At 64.3% G+C, this 15035-nt stretch carries 15 protein-coding genes; 8 read left to right on the top strand and 7 right to left on the bottom strand.

The window, feature by feature from the left end; all coding sequences use genetic code 11:
- Positions 1-70: 70 nt before the first annotated feature.
- The 4 genes from J2Z17_RS19295 (at position 71) to J2Z17_RS19280 (ending at position 3658) form a co-directional block, all read left to right on the top strand.
- Entirely contained in the window at positions 71-1096 is a 1026-nt protein-coding gene (locus tag J2Z17_RS19295) for a sugar ABC transporter substrate-binding protein (RefSeq protein WP_209947280.1), read from the top strand.
- Positions 1097-1197: 101 nt separating this feature from the next.
- Positions 1198-2256 (top strand): ABC transporter permease, encoded by a 1059-nt coding sequence (locus tag J2Z17_RS19290; RefSeq protein ID WP_209947279.1) that lies wholly within the window; start codon positions 1198-1200, stop codon positions 2254-2256.
- Complete coding sequence (locus J2Z17_RS19285) at positions 2253-3038, top strand: ATP-binding cassette domain-containing protein (protein ID WP_209947278.1); 786 nt, start codon at positions 2253-2255, stop codon at positions 3036-3038. The genes J2Z17_RS19290 and J2Z17_RS19285 overlap by 4 nt, the downstream gene beginning before the upstream one ends.
- A complete protein-coding gene (locus J2Z17_RS19280) occupies positions 3035-3658 on the top strand; it encodes a nucleoside triphosphate hydrolase (protein ID WP_209947277.1) in 624 nt (207 codons plus the stop codon). Before J2Z17_RS19285 ends, J2Z17_RS19280 begins: the two co-directional genes overlap by 4 nt.
- Before the next feature lie 255 nt (positions 3659-3913).
- Here the strand turns inward: J2Z17_RS19280 and J2Z17_RS19275 are convergent, their stop codons facing one another.
- On the bottom strand, positions 3914-5272 hold the full coding sequence (locus tag J2Z17_RS19275; RefSeq protein WP_209947276.1) for a glutamine synthetase family protein: 1359 nt from the start codon (positions 5270-5272) through the stop codon (positions 3914-3916).
- 153 nt (positions 5273-5425) lie between these two features.
- Between J2Z17_RS19275 and J2Z17_RS19270 the strand changes: the two genes are divergently transcribed.
- Positions 5426-6790: an aspartate aminotransferase family protein gene (locus J2Z17_RS19270; RefSeq protein ID WP_209947275.1), complete on the top strand. Its 1365-nt coding sequence runs from the start codon at positions 5426-5428 to the stop codon at positions 6788-6790.
- Positions 6791-6803: 13 nt separating this feature from the next.
- Here J2Z17_RS19270 and J2Z17_RS19265 read toward each other — a convergent pair whose 3' ends face one another.
- The 3 genes from J2Z17_RS19265 to J2Z17_RS19255 all read right to left on the bottom strand — a co-directional run bounded on the left by J2Z17_RS19265 (position 6804) and on the right by J2Z17_RS19255 (position 8620).
- Positions 6804-7580 carry an SDR family NAD(P)-dependent oxidoreductase gene (locus J2Z17_RS19265; protein ID WP_209947274.1) on the bottom strand — a complete coding sequence of 259 codons (777 nt, stop codon included), beginning with the start codon at positions 7578-7580 and terminating at the stop codon, positions 6804-6806.
- Positions 7581-7715: 135 nt separating this feature from the next.
- Positions 7716-8012, bottom strand: a complete 297-nt coding sequence (locus tag J2Z17_RS19260) for a DUF2218 domain-containing protein (protein ID WP_209947273.1) — start codon at positions 8010-8012, stop codon at positions 7716-7718.
- A gap of 2 nt (positions 8013-8014) precedes the next feature.
- Positions 8015-8620 (bottom strand): PadR family transcriptional regulator, encoded by a 606-nt coding sequence (locus tag J2Z17_RS19255; RefSeq protein ID WP_209947272.1) that lies wholly within the window; start codon positions 8618-8620, stop codon positions 8015-8017.
- Between the two features lie 158 nt (positions 8621-8778).
- Between J2Z17_RS19255 and J2Z17_RS19250 the strand changes: the two genes are divergently transcribed.
- A complete protein-coding gene (locus tag J2Z17_RS19250) occupies positions 8779-9252 on the top strand; it encodes an OsmC family protein (protein ID WP_209947271.1) in 474 nt (157 codons plus the stop codon).
- Positions 9253-9281: 29 nt separating this feature from the next.
- Here J2Z17_RS19250 and J2Z17_RS19245 read toward each other — a convergent pair whose 3' ends face one another.
- Together J2Z17_RS19245 and J2Z17_RS19240 are read right to left on the bottom strand one after the other, a co-directional pair.
- On the bottom strand, positions 9282-10796 hold the full coding sequence (locus J2Z17_RS19245; RefSeq protein WP_209947270.1) for a glycosyltransferase family 39 protein: 1515 nt from the start codon (positions 10794-10796) through the stop codon (positions 9282-9284).
- A gap of 1 nt (position 10797) precedes the next feature.
- Positions 10798-11799, bottom strand: a complete 1002-nt coding sequence (locus J2Z17_RS19240; RefSeq protein ID WP_280923385.1) for a glycosyltransferase family 2 protein — start codon at positions 11797-11799, stop codon at positions 10798-10800.
- 87 nt (positions 11800-11886) lie between these two features.
- Here J2Z17_RS19240 and J2Z17_RS19235 point away from each other — a divergent pair, with 87 nt between their 5' ends.
- Entirely contained in the window at positions 11887-12858 is a 972-nt protein-coding gene (locus tag J2Z17_RS19235; protein WP_209947269.1) for a lysylphosphatidylglycerol synthase domain-containing protein, read from the top strand.
- A 30-nt stretch (positions 12859-12888) separates the two neighbouring features.
- Here the strand turns inward: J2Z17_RS19235 and J2Z17_RS19230 are convergent, their stop codons facing one another.
- Positions 12889-13773 (bottom strand): LysR family transcriptional regulator, encoded by an 885-nt coding sequence (locus J2Z17_RS19230; RefSeq protein ID WP_209947268.1) that lies wholly within the window; start codon positions 13771-13773, stop codon positions 12889-12891.
- A 112-nt stretch (positions 13774-13885) separates the two neighbouring features.
- Here J2Z17_RS19230 and J2Z17_RS19225 point away from each other — a divergent pair, with 112 nt between their 5' ends.
- Positions 13886-14989, top strand: coding sequence for an aldo/keto reductase (locus tag J2Z17_RS19225; protein WP_209947267.1), 1104 nt, complete (start codon positions 13886-13888; stop codon positions 14987-14989).
- The last annotated feature ends 46 nt before the right edge of the window (positions 14990-15035 follow it).

Here is a 15035-nt window from a genome sequence, read left to right as displayed (position 1 = left end):
TCGTCGGGCCTGAACAGGGGCCCGTGCGGTCGCGATCCACCAAAGGATCATTGTCTCTCGGGAGGAAATCATGAAGACAACCCTGCTTACCGCATCTCTGGGCGCGCTCGCGCTCGGCTGCGTATTCGCCGCACCCGCCAGTGCCGCCGACACCTCGGCCTGCCTGATCACCAAGACCGACACCAATCCCTTCTTCGTCAAGATGAAGGAAGGTGCGACGGAAAAAGCCAAGGAACTCGGCATTAATCTGAAGACCTATGCGGGCAAGGTCGACGGCGATTCGGAAAGCCAGGTGGCGGCGATCGAATCCTGCATCGCCGACGGCGCCAAGGGGATCCTGATCACCGCCTCCGACACCAAGGCGATCGTGCCGCTGGTGAAGAAGGCACAGGCCGCAGGCATGCTGGTGATCGCGCTCGACACGCCGCTCGATCCGATCGATGCCGCCGACGCCACTTTTGCCACGGACAATCTTCTCGCCGGCAAGCTGATCGGCGAATGGGCGCAGAAGACGCTGGGTGACAAGGCGAAGGACGCCAAGGTCGGCTTCCTCGATCTCACCCCGTCGCAGCCGACCGTCGACGTGTTGCGCGACCAGGGCTTCATGATCGGCTTCGGCATCGACCCGAAGGATCCGGCCAAGATCGGCGACGAGGACGATCCGCGCATCGTCGGCCATGACGTGACCAACGGCAACGAGGAAGGCGGCCGCACGGCGATGGAAAACCTTCTGCAGAAGGATCCCGATATCAACGTCATCCACACCATCAACGAACCGGCAGCCGTCGGTGCCTATCAGGCGCTGAAGGCGGTCGGCAAGGAAGGCGACGTGCTGATCGTCTCGGTCGACGGCGGTTGCCCGGGCGTCAAGGCCGTGGAGGACGGTCAGATCGGCGCGACCTCGCAGCAATATCCGCTGCTGATGGCGTCGAAGGGCATCGAGGCGATTGCCGCCTTTGCCAAGGACGGCACCAAGCCGACGCCGACGGAAGGCAAGAACTTCTTCGACACCGGCGTCAGCCTGGTGACCGACAAGCCGGTCGACGGTCTGGATTCGATCAGCGTCAAGGACGGCCTGGACAAGTGCTGGGGCTGATCGACTTTTGTCGGTGACCTGAACAGGCATCGGGAGGGGCGGCCTGCGCTGCCCCTCCCGATCCGTGGCCAATCCGCAATGCTCGGGAGGAGTTCAATTTCATGGCCAGCATGCAGGAGTTCGAAAAGGATCTCGACAAGAGCGACAGAAATGTCGTGGCTTTCGTGCATCATACCCCGCTGCAGAAACTTCAGCATTTCCTCCACTCCACCCCGGCTGCCGTGCCGGCGATCGTGCTGGTGGCGGCGATCATCATTTTCGGCGTGCTGAAGGGCGACCGCTTCTTCTCCGCCTATACGCTCACCCTCATCCTGCAGCAGATCGCCATTGTCGGCATCCTGGCGACCGGCCAGACGCTGGTCATCCTGGTGGCCGGCATCGACCTGTCGATCGGCGTCGTCATGGTGATCTCGACCGTAGTGATGGGCAATTGCGCCGTGGTCTATGGACTGCCGAGCCCGATCGCCATCCTGATCGGCCTTGGTGTCGGCGCAGTGTGCGGCCTGCTTAACGGATTTCTGGTGGCGATCATGCGATTGCCGCCCTTCATCGTCACGCTCGGGACCTGGTATATCGTGATGGCGACCAATTTCATCTACTCGGACAATGCCACCATCCGCGATGCCGACATCACGGCCAATGCCGAATTCCTGCATTTCTTCGGCATCAGCTTCAAGCTCGGCGGCGCCGTGCTGACCCTTGGAGTCGTGCTGATGGTCGCGCTGGTCTTCGCCCTCTGGTACGCGCTGAACCACACGGCTTGGGGACGGCATCTCTATGCGGTCGGCGATGATCCGGAGGCGGCGCAGCTGTCGGGTATCCGCGTCAACCGCGTGCTCTTGACCACCTATGTGCTGGCCGGCGTCATCGCCGCACTGGCCGCCTGGGTGGCGATCGGCCGCAACGGCTCGATCTCGCCGTCCGCTGCCGTCACCGAATATAATCTGCAGTCGATCACGGCTGCGGTGATCGGCGGCATCTCGCTGTTCGGCGGGCGGGGATCGATCGTCGGCACGCTGATCGGCGCCATGATCGTCGGTGTCGTGTCCATGGGGCTCAACATGCTCGGCGCCGATCCGCAATGGAAGGTCTTCCTGACCGGCGTTCTCATCATCGCGGCGGTCACCGTCGACCAGTGGATCAGAAAGGTATCGGCATGACAGCTCCAGCACCCCTGCTCACCGCGCGCAATCTGGTCAAGCGCTATGGCCGCGTGACCGCTCTGGACCAGGCCGATTTCGACCTCTATCCCGGCGAGATCCTCGCCGTGATCGGCGACAACGGCGCCGGCAAGTCGTCCCTGATCAAGGCGATTTCCGGTGCGGTGGTACCGGATGCCGGCGAGATCCTGCTGGACGGCAAGCCGGTGCGTTTCCATTCGCCGCAGGAGGCGCGGGAAGCCGGCATCGAGACCGTCTACCAGAACCTGGCGCTGTCGCCGGCGCTGTCGATCGCCGACAACATGTTTCTCGGCCGCGAGATCCGCAAGCCCGGGCCACTCGGCTCGATCCTGCGCATGCTCGACCATAAGAAGATGCAACAGATCTCCCGCGACAAGCTCTCCGAGCTCGGCCTGATGACCATCCAGAACATCAATCAGGCGGTGGAAACGCTGTCCGGCGGCCAGCGTCAGGGCGTTGCGGTCGCAAGGGCGGCCGCCTTCGGCTCGAAGATGATCATCCTCGATGAACCGACAGCGGCGCTGGGCGTCAAGGAATCCCGCAAGGTGCTGGAACTGATCCTCGACGTGCGTTCGCGCGGCATGCCGATCGTGCTGATCAGCCACAATATGCCGCATGTCTTCGAAGTCGCCGACCGGATCCACATCCACCGCCTCGGCAAGCGGCTCTGCGTCATCAATCCGAAGGACTACTCGATGTCGGATGCGGTCGCCTTCATGACCGGCGCCCGGCCGGCCCCCGATGCCGCGGAGGCCGCATGACGTCATTCGACGCGATCATCGACGAGATTGCCGGCCGGGCGGCCGGCAATCCGGGCCGCACAATCGTGGCGCTCGCCGGTCCGCCGGGGGCGGGCAAGTCGACCCTGTCCGAGCGGTTGGTCACCGGGATGGCGGGCCGGGGCGAGAAGGCGGCCATTCTGCCGATGGACGGCTACCACCTCGACAACGGCATCCTCGAAGCGCGTGGCCTGCTGCCGCGCAAGGGTGCGCCGGAAACCTTCGACGTTCGTGGGTTCATCGACATTGTGAAAGCGGTGAAGGCGGGCGGCGAGGTGCTGGTGCCGGTCTTCGACCGCGACCGCGAAATTGCCATCAATGCCGCGCGGGTAATTGCGCCCGTGGACCGGATCATCATTGCAGAGGGCAATTATCTTCTGCTCGACCAGGCACCCTGGAACGGGCTTGCGCCGCTGTTCGACTATACGATCCTGATCAATCCCGGCATCGAGGAACTGACCCGCCGGCTCACCGAGCGCTGGACCGGCTACAAGCTCGACGCCGCCGGCATCGACTGGAAGCTCAACGGCAACGACCTGCCGAACGGCCGGCTGGTGATCGAGAACAGCAGAGCCGCAGACATCGTTATCGACACCGTGTGAATTGCCGGCATGGGCAATCGCCCAGGCAAAGTCCCCTCCCAGCCCTCCCCAAAAAAGGGGGAGAGCTTAACCTTGCCTTACCCGTTGATTGAAAACTGCGGCCATGCGCACAATCGCCTGCGTTTCGGACAATTCTATTTATCGTAAAGATCGGTGAGCGGTCGCAACAGGTATTCTCCCCCTTGTGGGGGGAGATGGCCGGCAGGCCAGAGGGGGACTGTTCTGATGGGATACCCCGGCTACCAACTCCACCCATTAGATCCGCGGCAGATACGTCTGGTAGTCGAAGCTCGACACCGTGCGCAGATAGGCGATCGCCTCCTTGCGCTTGGTGTCACCGTAGATCCGGCGATACTCCTCCCCGAACACGTCGGCGATGAAATCCGAGGCGCGGAAGCGGTCGACGGCTGTCAGGAAGTCATGGGTCAACAGCGCCGTGTCGTCCGGTGCGCTTGTCGGCGTCGTCTCCGGGCCGGGGTCGAGCGTCTCGTCGAGGCCGCGCAGCATGCCGCCCAGAATGGCGGCCAGCAGCAGATGCGGATTGGCGTCGGCGCCGGCGACGCGGTGTTCGATCCGGGCGGCCGGACCGTCCTTTTCGGGAATGCGGATCGCGGTGCCGCGATGGCCGCATCCCCAGTCGATCTTGTCGGGGGCAAAGGATCCCGGCTGGAAGCGGCGATAGGAATTGGCAAAGGGGGCGAAGATCAGTTGCGCCTCCTGCATGGTGGAGAGCATGCCGGCAACGACGGATTTCAGTTTTGTTGGCTCGCAGCCGCCGGCATCGAGGATATTGACCCCCTTGGCGTCGAGAATGCTCGCATGCACATGCATGCCGGAGCCGGCATGGTCGCTATAGGGCTTGGCCATGCAGGTGGATTTCAACCCGTGGGTCCTGGCGGCGTGATCGACGACCCGCTTCAGGTAGATGCTGTCGTCGGCGGCAGACAGCGCGTCCGGCTTGTGCAGCAGGTTGACCTCGAACTGTCCCGGCCCGAACTCGGCGGTAACCGCATCGGCCGGCAGGCCCATCGCGTCACAGTAGCGGCGGACGGTCGACAGAAAGGCTGCCAGCGCATCGGTGGCGCGCATGTCGTAGAGCTGGAATCCCTCGACCTCGCCGTCCATCACCAGCCCCTTCGGCGGCATTGGCTTTCCAGTGTCGCGGAAATCCGGCTCGATGACATAGAATTCAAGCTCGGTCGCCACCACCGGGGTCAGTCCACGGTCGGCGTAGCGCTGCAGCACGCTGGCCAGGATCGCGCGCGGACAGATGAAATGCGGTTCGCCCTCCAGCGTATGCATGGTGGCGAGCACCTGCATCGAGCCCTTCGGCCCCCAGGGCATCGGCATCAGGGACTTGCGGTCGGCCATGCAGAGTCCGTCCGGATCGCCAAGCGTCAGCGAAATCCCCGTCAGGTCGTCATTGTCGTCGCCCCAGATGTCGAGCGACTGGGTGGAGGCGGGCAGGCGCACCTGGTTCTTCCACACCTTTTCCTCGGCCTTCAGTGGGATCATCTTGCCGCGCAGGTCGCCGTTCATGCCGACCAGCAGCACCTCGATGCGGGCGGACGGATCGTGTGTCTGCGCGTCTGCAGACTTCTCTGTCTCATTCATGTGAACTGCAGCTCCGGCCTTGAAATTCCTCGGTAATTTGTCGCAACCTGACCCATGCGCGGTCCCTTGCCAAACGCCGATCGGACGGCCATGTTCGTAGCCGATTAAAACCCGCCTTACAATCGGGCGGGGCCTGAGGCTGAAGGAAACGAGATGACCGAATTTGCGCCCTCCAATCTCGCTGCGATCGATGCGGCGCATCACATCCATCCGTTCTCCGACATGCACAAGCTGAACGCGTCGGGCACGCGGTTCATCAGCCGCGGCGAGGGCGTCCATATCTGGGACAGCACGGGCAAGAAATATCTCGACGCCTTTGCCGGTCTCTGGTGCGTCAATGTCGGCTATGGCCGCACCTCGATCGCCGAGGCCGCCTTCCGGCAGATGCAGGAACTGCCCTATTACAACAGCTTTTTCGGCACGACGACGCCGCCGGCGACGCTGCTTGCCCAGAAGATCGCCAGCCATACCGGAGGCAGGCTCAGCCATGTGTTCTTCACCAATTCCGGCTCCGAGGCGACCGACACCTGGTTTCGCATGGCCCGGGTCTACTGGAAGGCGGTCGGCCATCCGCTGAAGACCATGGTGATTGCCCGCACCAATGGCTATCACGGCTCGACGGTCGCCGGCGCCTCGCTTGGCGGCATGAAATGGATGCACGAACAGGGCAACCTGCCGATCGCCGGTGTCCAGCATATCGGCCAGCCCTACTGGTATGCCGAGGGCGGCGACCTCACGCCGGAGGCGTTCGGCCTCAAGGTGGCGCAGGAACTGGAGGCGAAGATCCTCGATCTCGGCGCGGAGAATGTCGCAGCCTTCGTCGCCGAACCGATCCAGGGCGCCGGCGGCGTGATCGTGCCGCCGTCGACCTACTGGCCGGAGATCCGGCGGATCACGGAGAAATACAACATCCTGCTCGTCGCCGACGAGGTGATCACCGGCTTCGGCCGGCTCGGCAGCTGGTTCGGTCATCAGCATTTCGGTTTCGAGCCCGATCTGGCGCCGATCGCCAAGGGCCTGTCGTCAGGCTATCTGCCGATCGGCGGGGTGATGATCTCCGAGCGCGTGGCGAAGGTGCTGATCGAGGAGGTCGGCGACTTCCACCACGGCTTTACCTATTCCGGCCATCCGGCGGCCGCGGTAGCGGCACTCGAAAACCTGCGGATCATCGAGGAGGAGGGACTGGTCGAGCGGGTGCGCGACGATGTCGGTCCTTATCTGGTGCAAGCGCTTGCCTCGCTCCGTGACCACGAACTCGTCGGCGAGACGCCGAGCGTCGGCCTGATGGGCGCCGTGCAGATCACCGCCGACAAGGCGACGCGCCGCCGCTTCGACAAGCCCGACGACATCGGCACGCAGGTGCGCAACCACTGCCTCGACAACGGTCTCATCCTGCGCGCCACCGGCGACCGCATGCTGTTTTCGCCGCCGCTTATCATTTCCCGCAGCGAGATCGACCAGACCGTCGAGACGCTGAGACATGCACTCGACGCCCTGCGCGACAGCCGGACCGTTTGAGCGCTGCCGCGCCTCAGGGCATCAGTTGCCCGCCATTGACGTCGATCGTCTGGCCGGTGATGTAGCCGGACATCGCTTGTGAGGCGAGAAACAGATAGGCGCCGAGGCAGTCCGCCGGCGTGCCGGTGCGCTTCAGCGGCACCGATGCGGCGATCTGGTCGAGCTGGCCGGGCAGCGCATATTTTTCCTGGAACGGCGTTTCGATGACGCCGGGGGCCACCGCGTTGACGCGGATGCCGTATTGGGCGAATTCCAGCGCCATGCCCTTGGTGACGGCGCCGACGAAAGCCTTCGAGGAGCCGTAGAGGCCGGAGCCGGCCGTGCCACCGCTACGGGCCGCGACCGAGGTGGTGTTGATGACGAAGCCGCCCTGCTTCTTCAGATGCGGCAACGCCGCCTGGGTGGTCGAGACCACCGAACGCGCATTGACGTCCATCACCCGGTCATAGTGATCGTCGGTCATCTCCCCGTAAAGCACGCGGGCGATCATGCTGCCGGCATTGTTGATCAGGCCGTCGAGACGGCCGAAAGTCTTTGCGATCTTGTCGACCGCCTGCCGCATCGCGTCCGATTCAGCGGCGTCCGCCTGGACCAGCATCACGCTGCCGCCGGTCTCCTCGATGTCGCGGGCGATCGCATGGGCGGCTTCCGCATTGGCATTATAGTGCAGCCCGACCAGCGCGCCCTGCGCGGCAAAGCCATAGGCGAGCGCCGCGCCGATGCCGCTCGATGCGCCGGTGATCAGCACGGCCTTGCCGGCGAGATCGGGAAATGTGGGATGGTCGGACATTCGAAACTCCTCCTGGGTGTCGCTCTCCAATAGAGGTCGGACCGGCAGGGGTTTCAAGGGGTGGCCGGCAGCTGGCCGGGATTGCCGCAAGGCGGGCGAGGGGGCAGGGTGCCCGCCCGCCTTGCCGGCCGGCCGTCAGGCGACAGCCTTCCAGTCGAAGGGCAGCGGCGCCTCGCGAAAGGCGAAGCGGTCGAGATGGCTCGAAACCACTCCTTTCATCCGCTCCAGAACTTCCTCGGAATTCGCATCCAGCTCCACCGTGAGAGCGTCGGATGTCGAGGTCATCACGGCGGTCGCCTCGGCGAATATCACCACGCCCTTCTGCGCGCTCTCGGTCACGTCGACGTCGAGCTTGTGTGCCCAGTGCTTGCAGAGCTGCTGCACATATTTCCAGCCATTTTCGGTTGGAACCGTTGCGGTTGCCTTCGTCATGCTCAAAGCCTTTCGATCTTGCTGGCGGCTTCGTCGAGCAGGCGGGCGACTTCCAGCTGCACGTCGCGGTCGGCGTTCTTCTGCGACAGCCGGTCCTTCAGCGCCGCCTTCAGATTGCCCATGGCGCGGCGGATCGGGGCGGAATCGGTGCGCTCGCTGACCTCCGCCAAGGCTGCCAGCCGTGCCATGGCGCGGTCGGCCTCTTCGGCGTTCTCGGCCAGATGTTCCTGGCCGGCCTCGGTGATGGCCAGCACCTTGCGGGCACCTTCGCTCTGCTGATCCTCGACCAGGCCCATGTCGCCGAGCAGCGTCAGCGTCGGATAGACGACGCCGGGGCTCGGGGCATAGGCGCCGCCCGACAGATCCTCGATCTCGCGGATCAGGTCATAGCCATGGCGCGGCTTGTCGGCGAGCAGCTTCAGGAGGACGAGCTTGAGCTCGCCGCCCTCGAACATCCGCCGCCGTCCGCCGCGCGGTCCGCGCCCTTCGAAGGCTTCCTCGAGGGGGCCGCCACGAAAGCCGCGGCGCATGGCATGGCGCATCATGTGGCGGGCCCAGCGGCCGCGGTCGTGATGATGGTCTCCATCGTGTTCGTTGCAATGTCTCATCGTTCGCTCCTGTGTGTTTCGAATTGCATCTAAGATATATCTTAGTGCGAACTTCGCAAGAGGGGACTTGCAAAAATTTTGTACCCGCCTTGCTTGGAGGCGGACGGCGCTTCGCCTATGGTCGAAACCCTGCAGTATGCGAAAACCGGGGGATGTCGATGAGCAAGCACCGCCATCAGTATCAGGTGACAGTCCGCTGGACGGGCGATCTGGGGGAGGGCACGTCGAGCTATCGTGCCTATGGGCGCCAATATGTCATGGAGGCCGACGGCAAGCCGGATATACCGGGATCGTCCGATCCGGCCTTTCGCGGCGATGCGGCGCGCTGGAACCCCGAGGACCTGCTGGTCGCGTCGCTATCGGCCTGTCACAAGCTCTGGTACCTGCATTTCTGCTCGGTGTCGGGCGTCATCGTCACGGCTTACGAGGATGCAGCCGAGGGCGTGATGGACATGGACGAGGACGGGATAGGCCGCTTCACCAGCGTCGTGCTGCGCCCGCGCGTCACGATAAAGGCCGGCACCTTTCCCGACGTCGCCCGCGATCTCCACAACGACGCCCACGAAAAATGCTTCATCGCCAATTCGGTCAACTTCCCCGTGACCTGCGAGCCGGAGATCATCGAGGGGTGAGGGCCCCCGGTCGGCGTGGCCCCTGAGCCCTAGCGGCTGCTTTTCGGTGCGATGACGGCATAGGAGAAGCTGTAGAGATCGCCGGATTTGCCGAGGGTGTAAGGCCGCGACACGGTGTCTTCTTCGGCGATGACGAGATCGTCCCGTCCCTTCAGCCACGCCACCATGCTTCCCGGCATGGGCGTTGACGCACCGGCACGGCTCGGCCAGACGGCCAGCAGCGGATGTTCAGCGGTCACTGCGAAGGGCAGCGTGAAGTTCGGCTGGGCAGCACTCAGCACCGGTTTTGCGGGCCTCTGCAGCTTCAGATTTCCGGCATAGTGCCAGTTGGGTGCCAGGATCGCGCTCGGCTGAAGACCGCGCGCCCTGACCTCATCGGCAAAGGCGGCAAACGGGATATTCACCTTGGTGTAGTCGCCGATCACCGGCGCTGCCACCACCCGCGCGATCAGGATCGCGATTGCCACCGGCAGCAGGATCAGCCCCGTCAGGGTGAAGGCGCGATAGGCCCGGACGTTCCCGGCTTCCCCGATCGAGGCTACACGCAGCTTGGCGACGAGGTAGAGCGGGAGCACCAGATAGAAAGGGTCAAGCCAGCGCTCGTGGATATTGGTCGCCTTGGTCCCGAGTATGACGACAACCAGTGCCAGGGTCACGACTATCAGGATGCGGCCGAGAAAGCCGGTCATCCGATCATGCGATCGTGCGATGTCGCGGAGACGGCTGCGGAAGCAGAGTGCGAAGACGATCAGCAGAAGGGCAGCAAAGGCCGCCATGGCGCCGACCAGCGAGCCAAGGCCGCTCGCTGCCTTGGCAAGGGCCGAGCGATTATCGGACAGCGCGCCCATCTTGCTCAGCGTGCCTTCGGTGGCGGCGTCCAGATGGGTGGCGAGCCAGGCCAGATGCGGTGCCACCAGCAACGCCCCGATGACGATGGTGACGATGATGCGCTTGTCGAGGACGCGTTGGCGAAGACTGGCGTCCGGTAGCGCAGCGATGACGGCGGCGACCGGCAGCAGCGCAAAATTGTATTTCGCCAGAAACCCGATGGCGCAGGCAAGCCCGAGCAGCGCATAGCGTGCCAGGCTCGGACGCTCCAGCACCCGCAGAAGGGCATAGTAGAAGAGAGCGGTGGCCGCCAGCAGCAGCACGGTATGGGTCAGATCCTGCAGCGGCATGTAGACGACCTGCGGCAGCAGCATGAGGCCGATCAGCAGGGCGGACTGGTGTATCTGCTGTGCACTGACCTGGCGTGCCGCACCCAGCATGAAGGCGAAGCAGCCAAACAGCAGAATGGCCTTCAACACGACGATACCGGCAAGGGAAGGGCCGCCTGTCAGCAGGAAGATGCCCTGCTGAAGCCAGTTGAACAGCGGCGGCTGCGGCCCATAGCCGAGCCGCAGCCATTGAGAGAAGAAGATCTGCTCTGCCTCGTCCAGCTCCATTGCATGCGGCAGGGCCAGGCGGGCGACGACATAGGCCGCCACCCAGAGGGCCACCACCGCCAGGCCTGTGCTGGAGCGGGTCCGGACAGCCTCGAGCATGTCAGGCATCCCGGGCGTAGGTCTTGCGCACCACGTAGTTCTTGCGCGTATCATCGGCACGGGTCAGCATTTCGGCCAGAATGCCGGTGGTGATCAGCTGGATCGAGGCCAGAAACAGCATGACGCCGACCTGCAGCAGCGGCCGTGTGCCGATATCTTCGCCGCCGATGAATTTCACGCAGAACAGATAGAGCAGGATGAGCGCGCTCAACGCCCCGACGCCGAGGCCGAGCGTGCCGAAGAAATGGCCGGGCCGCTGGCGAAACCGCATGAAGAAGATCATCGACAACAGGTCGAGAAAGACGCGGATGGTGCGGGAAATTCCGTATTTCGATTCCCCGAACTGGCGTGCGTGATGGGTCACCACGCATTCGCCGATCCGCGCGCTGGGCACAACGGAGGCGACCCAGGCGGGGATGAAGCGGTGCATGCCGCCCAGAATGCGCACCTGGCGGATGACGACCGAGCGGTAAAGCTTCAGGCCGCAGCCATTGTCGTGGATATGCACGCCGGTCGCCTTGCCGATCAGCCAGTTGGCGCACCAGGACGGGATCTTGCGCAGCACCAGCGCGTCCTGTCTTGCCTTGCGCCAGCCGCACAAGAGGTCGAGATCGCGGGCGTCCAGTTCCTCGACCATTTTCGGAATGTCGTAGGGGTCGTTCTGAAGGTCGCCGTCGAGCGTCGCGATCAGTCGGCCGCGGGCGGCATCGAAGCCGGCCTGCAGGCCCGACGCCTTGCCGAAATTGCGCTGGAATTCGATGATCCGGAGATCGAGGCCTTCGCGGTCGAGATAGTTGCGGGCATAGGCAAGGGTGCGGTCGGTCGAACCGTCGTCGATCAGGATCAGCTCCCAGCGCTTCGGAAAGGCGGCCATGGCGTCGCAGATGCGGTCCATAAGCGGCCCGAGGCTCTCTTCCTCGTTCATGATCGGGATGACGAGCGACAGATCGATTTCGTAAGTCCGATCCGTCTCGATGGGGGAAGAAAGGTGCTCGAACGACAAGCTGGTGTACTCCGAAATCTCTGGCCTTGAATGGCGCGGTTGTTATAGGAACCAGACATCAAGCGCAATTCGGAACTCTTGCACACGATGTCGCTCGCTCAGAATAACCAGAGGGCTGCGGCTTTCCGGCGTCACCGCCTGTCGCTGATCGCCGCCCTCGTCATCATCGCCTATGCCGTCTTCGTCCAATATGTCTGGGGATGGGGCAGCATCGTCTCCGAATGGGAGGCGATCGGCCTGCCGACCGTGCTGGCCGCGCTGGCCCTGCTTGTGGCCACCTATTTCGTTCGCACATGGCGGCTTTATCACTATTTTCCAAGGGAAACGCGCGGGCGCTTCATCGCGCTGTTTCATCTGGCGCAGGTCCATAATGTGCTGAACATCATGCTGCCGTTTCGAAGCGGCGAGACCAGTTTTCCGCTGTTGATGCGCTCGGAATTCGGCGTGCCGTTGCTGCACGGGACGTCGGCGCTGCTGGTCATGCGGTTGCTCGACCTGCATGCGCTGCTGGCCGCCGGCGGCCTCGGCCTCGTCGCGCAGGCCGATCTGGCACCTTGGGCCGTCGCCCTCTGGCTGCTGTTTCTCGTCGCTCCGATCCCGGCCTTTCTGGCCAAGGAGCCCGTTCTGGGGCTTCTGCGGCCCCGATTGTCCGGCAAGCTCGGGCGCATCCTGGCGGGCATCGAGGATGGTCTGCCGAAAAGCCTTGGCGGCCTGGTGGCGGCCTGGCTGGTGACGGTGGTCAACTGGGGCACCAAGATGCTCGTCTTTGCCTGGGTGCTCGGGCTGATGGGTGTGGCGCCACTGTCGGCAACCTTCGGCGGCGCGATCGGCGGCGAACTTGCCTCCGTCCTGCCGTTCCACGCGCCGGGCGGGGTCGGCACCTATCCGGCCGGCATCGTTGCCGGTGCCGTGGCACTCGGCGCCGAGCGCGGACAGGCGGCAATGGCAAGCCTTGCCAGGGCCAGCATCAACCTGCATCTGCTGATCGTGCTTTCGGCGCTGCTGGGGGCGGGGCTGTCGCTGGGACTGAACGAAATCCGCAGGCTGGCCAAGGGCTGAGCGCTCGCCGGAGCGCTCTTCTGGCCGAGCCTAGACGCGCAATGCTGCGATCAAGGCGCGCAGGGCCGGTGGCGACTGGCGGCGGCTCGAATGGTAGAGATGACATCCGGGAAACGGCAGGCACCAGTCGTCGAGCACCTGAATCAGTCGTCCCGCAGCGAGATCGTCCGCCACATCCTGCTCCATGATGAAGCCGAGCCCGGCGCCGGCCCGGACCGCGGCGGCCATCAAGTTCCCGTCATTGGCGATGAACTGCCCGCCGGTGCGGACGGCGAATTCCCGCTCATCGTGATCGAATTCCCAGGCCATCACCGCGCCGCTCTTCATCCGGTAGTTGATGCAGAGGTGGTTCTTCAGATCGTCCGGCGTTTCGGGACGCGGATACCGCGCGAAATAGGCCGGCGTTCCAACCACGACGGTGCGCAAGGGCGGCCCGACCGGTATCGCGATCATGTCCTTTTCGACCGAGACATGAAAGCGGATGCCGGCATCGAAGCCCTCGGCGACGATGTCCGTCAGGCGGTCCTCGACATTGACCTCGACCCGCACATGCGGATGGTCGAGCAGGAAGGCCGGCAGCTTTTCCGACAGCACCGTCTGCGCGGCATAGGAGGAGGCGGTGATCCTCACCGTGCCGGACAGGCTGTCGCGCCATTGCGCCAGGGCGTCCAGTCCCTGCTCGATCTGCGCGAGCGCCGGCGTGAGGGACAATAAGAGCTGCTCGCCCGCCACAGTTGGGGCGACGCTGCGGGTCGTGCGGGCCAGCAGGCGCACGTCGAGGCGCGCCTCCAGACCGCGCATCGCGTGGCTGAGTGCAGACGGCGAAATGCCGAGCCGGGCGGCGGCGCGGGTAAAGCTCCGCTCCGCCGCCGCCGTCGCGAATGCCATGAGATCGTTGAGTTCGCTGCGTTCCATTCCTGCAAAATACTCACAAGCTCTTGCGGGCGACAAGCGCTAATCCGGGGGCGCCGGACCGCCTATCCTGCTTCGACATGTTCGGACAAAGGATCGATGGAGCCAAGATATCATGACCCTGAACGATTATCGCACACTCGGAAACTCGGGGCTGATCGTCAGCCCGCTGGCGCTGGGGACGATGACCTTCGGCGCGGCCGGCTGGGGCGCCGATGAACAGACATCGCGCGCGCTGTTTGATGCCTATACCGATGCAGGCGGCAATTTCCTCGATACGGCGGACCTCTATTCCGCGGGGCGCAGCGAGGGGATGCTCGGCACGTTCCTTGCCGAAAGCGGGCTGCGGGACCGGCTGGTGGTGGCGACCAAATCAGGGTTCGCCCGCGGCCAGGGCACGCCGCATCTGGGTGGCAATGGCGCCAAGAATATCCGCGTTTCGATGGAGCAGTCGCTGAAGCGGCTGCGCACCGATTACATCGACATGTACTGGATGCATGTCTGGGACAGGACGACACCGGCGGAAGAGGTGTTGCAGACGCTTGCCGATGCCGTGCGGTCGGGCAAGATCCTGCATTACGGCTTTTCCAACACGCCGGCCTGGTATGTGGCGAAGATCGCGACGCTGGCAAAGGCCCATGGACTGCCAAGGCCGATCGGGCTGCAATACGCCTATTCACTGATCGATCGCGGCGTCGAACTCGAACTGCTGCCGGCCGGCGATGCGCTGGGCCTTGGCCTGGTTCCGTGGAGCCCGCTCGCAGCTGGATTGCTGACCGGTAAATACGCCCGGGACAAGATCGCCGATGCCGGCCGGCCCTCCGGCCTACCCGGCACGGCGGCGGATGAGGGCGAAAAGCGGCAGGAGGGCCGGTTGAACGGCGACAATCCGTTTGGCGGCATGCTGTTTACCGAGCAGAATTTCGACATCGTCGACGTGGTCCGCACCGTCGCGGCGGAGGCCGGGCGGTCGATGGCGGAGGTCGCGCTGGCATGGGTCGCCTCGAGACCGGGCATCTCCTCCGTCCTGATCGGCGCCAGCCGGCCGGAGCAACTGGCGCAGAACCTGGCGTCACTCGATCTGGTCCTGTCGGATGACCAGCAGGCGCGGCTGGAGGCTGCCAGCCGGCCGCCGGTGATCAATCCCTATTTCATCTTCACGCTGCCGGCGCAGATCCGGTTCGGCAGCCCCAGCGTCACGGCCTGGCACGACCGCTGACCGCGCGGCGGTGACGGTTCGTCGCCAGCGCCGAACGGGAAGGGGC

The organism is Heterorhizobium halophytocola (genome assembly GCF_017873095.1).
Lineage (GTDB): Bacteria > Pseudomonadota > Alphaproteobacteria > Rhizobiales > Rhizobiaceae > Allorhizobium > Allorhizobium halophytocola.
This window is presented reverse-complemented; position numbering and strand designations above follow the sequence as displayed.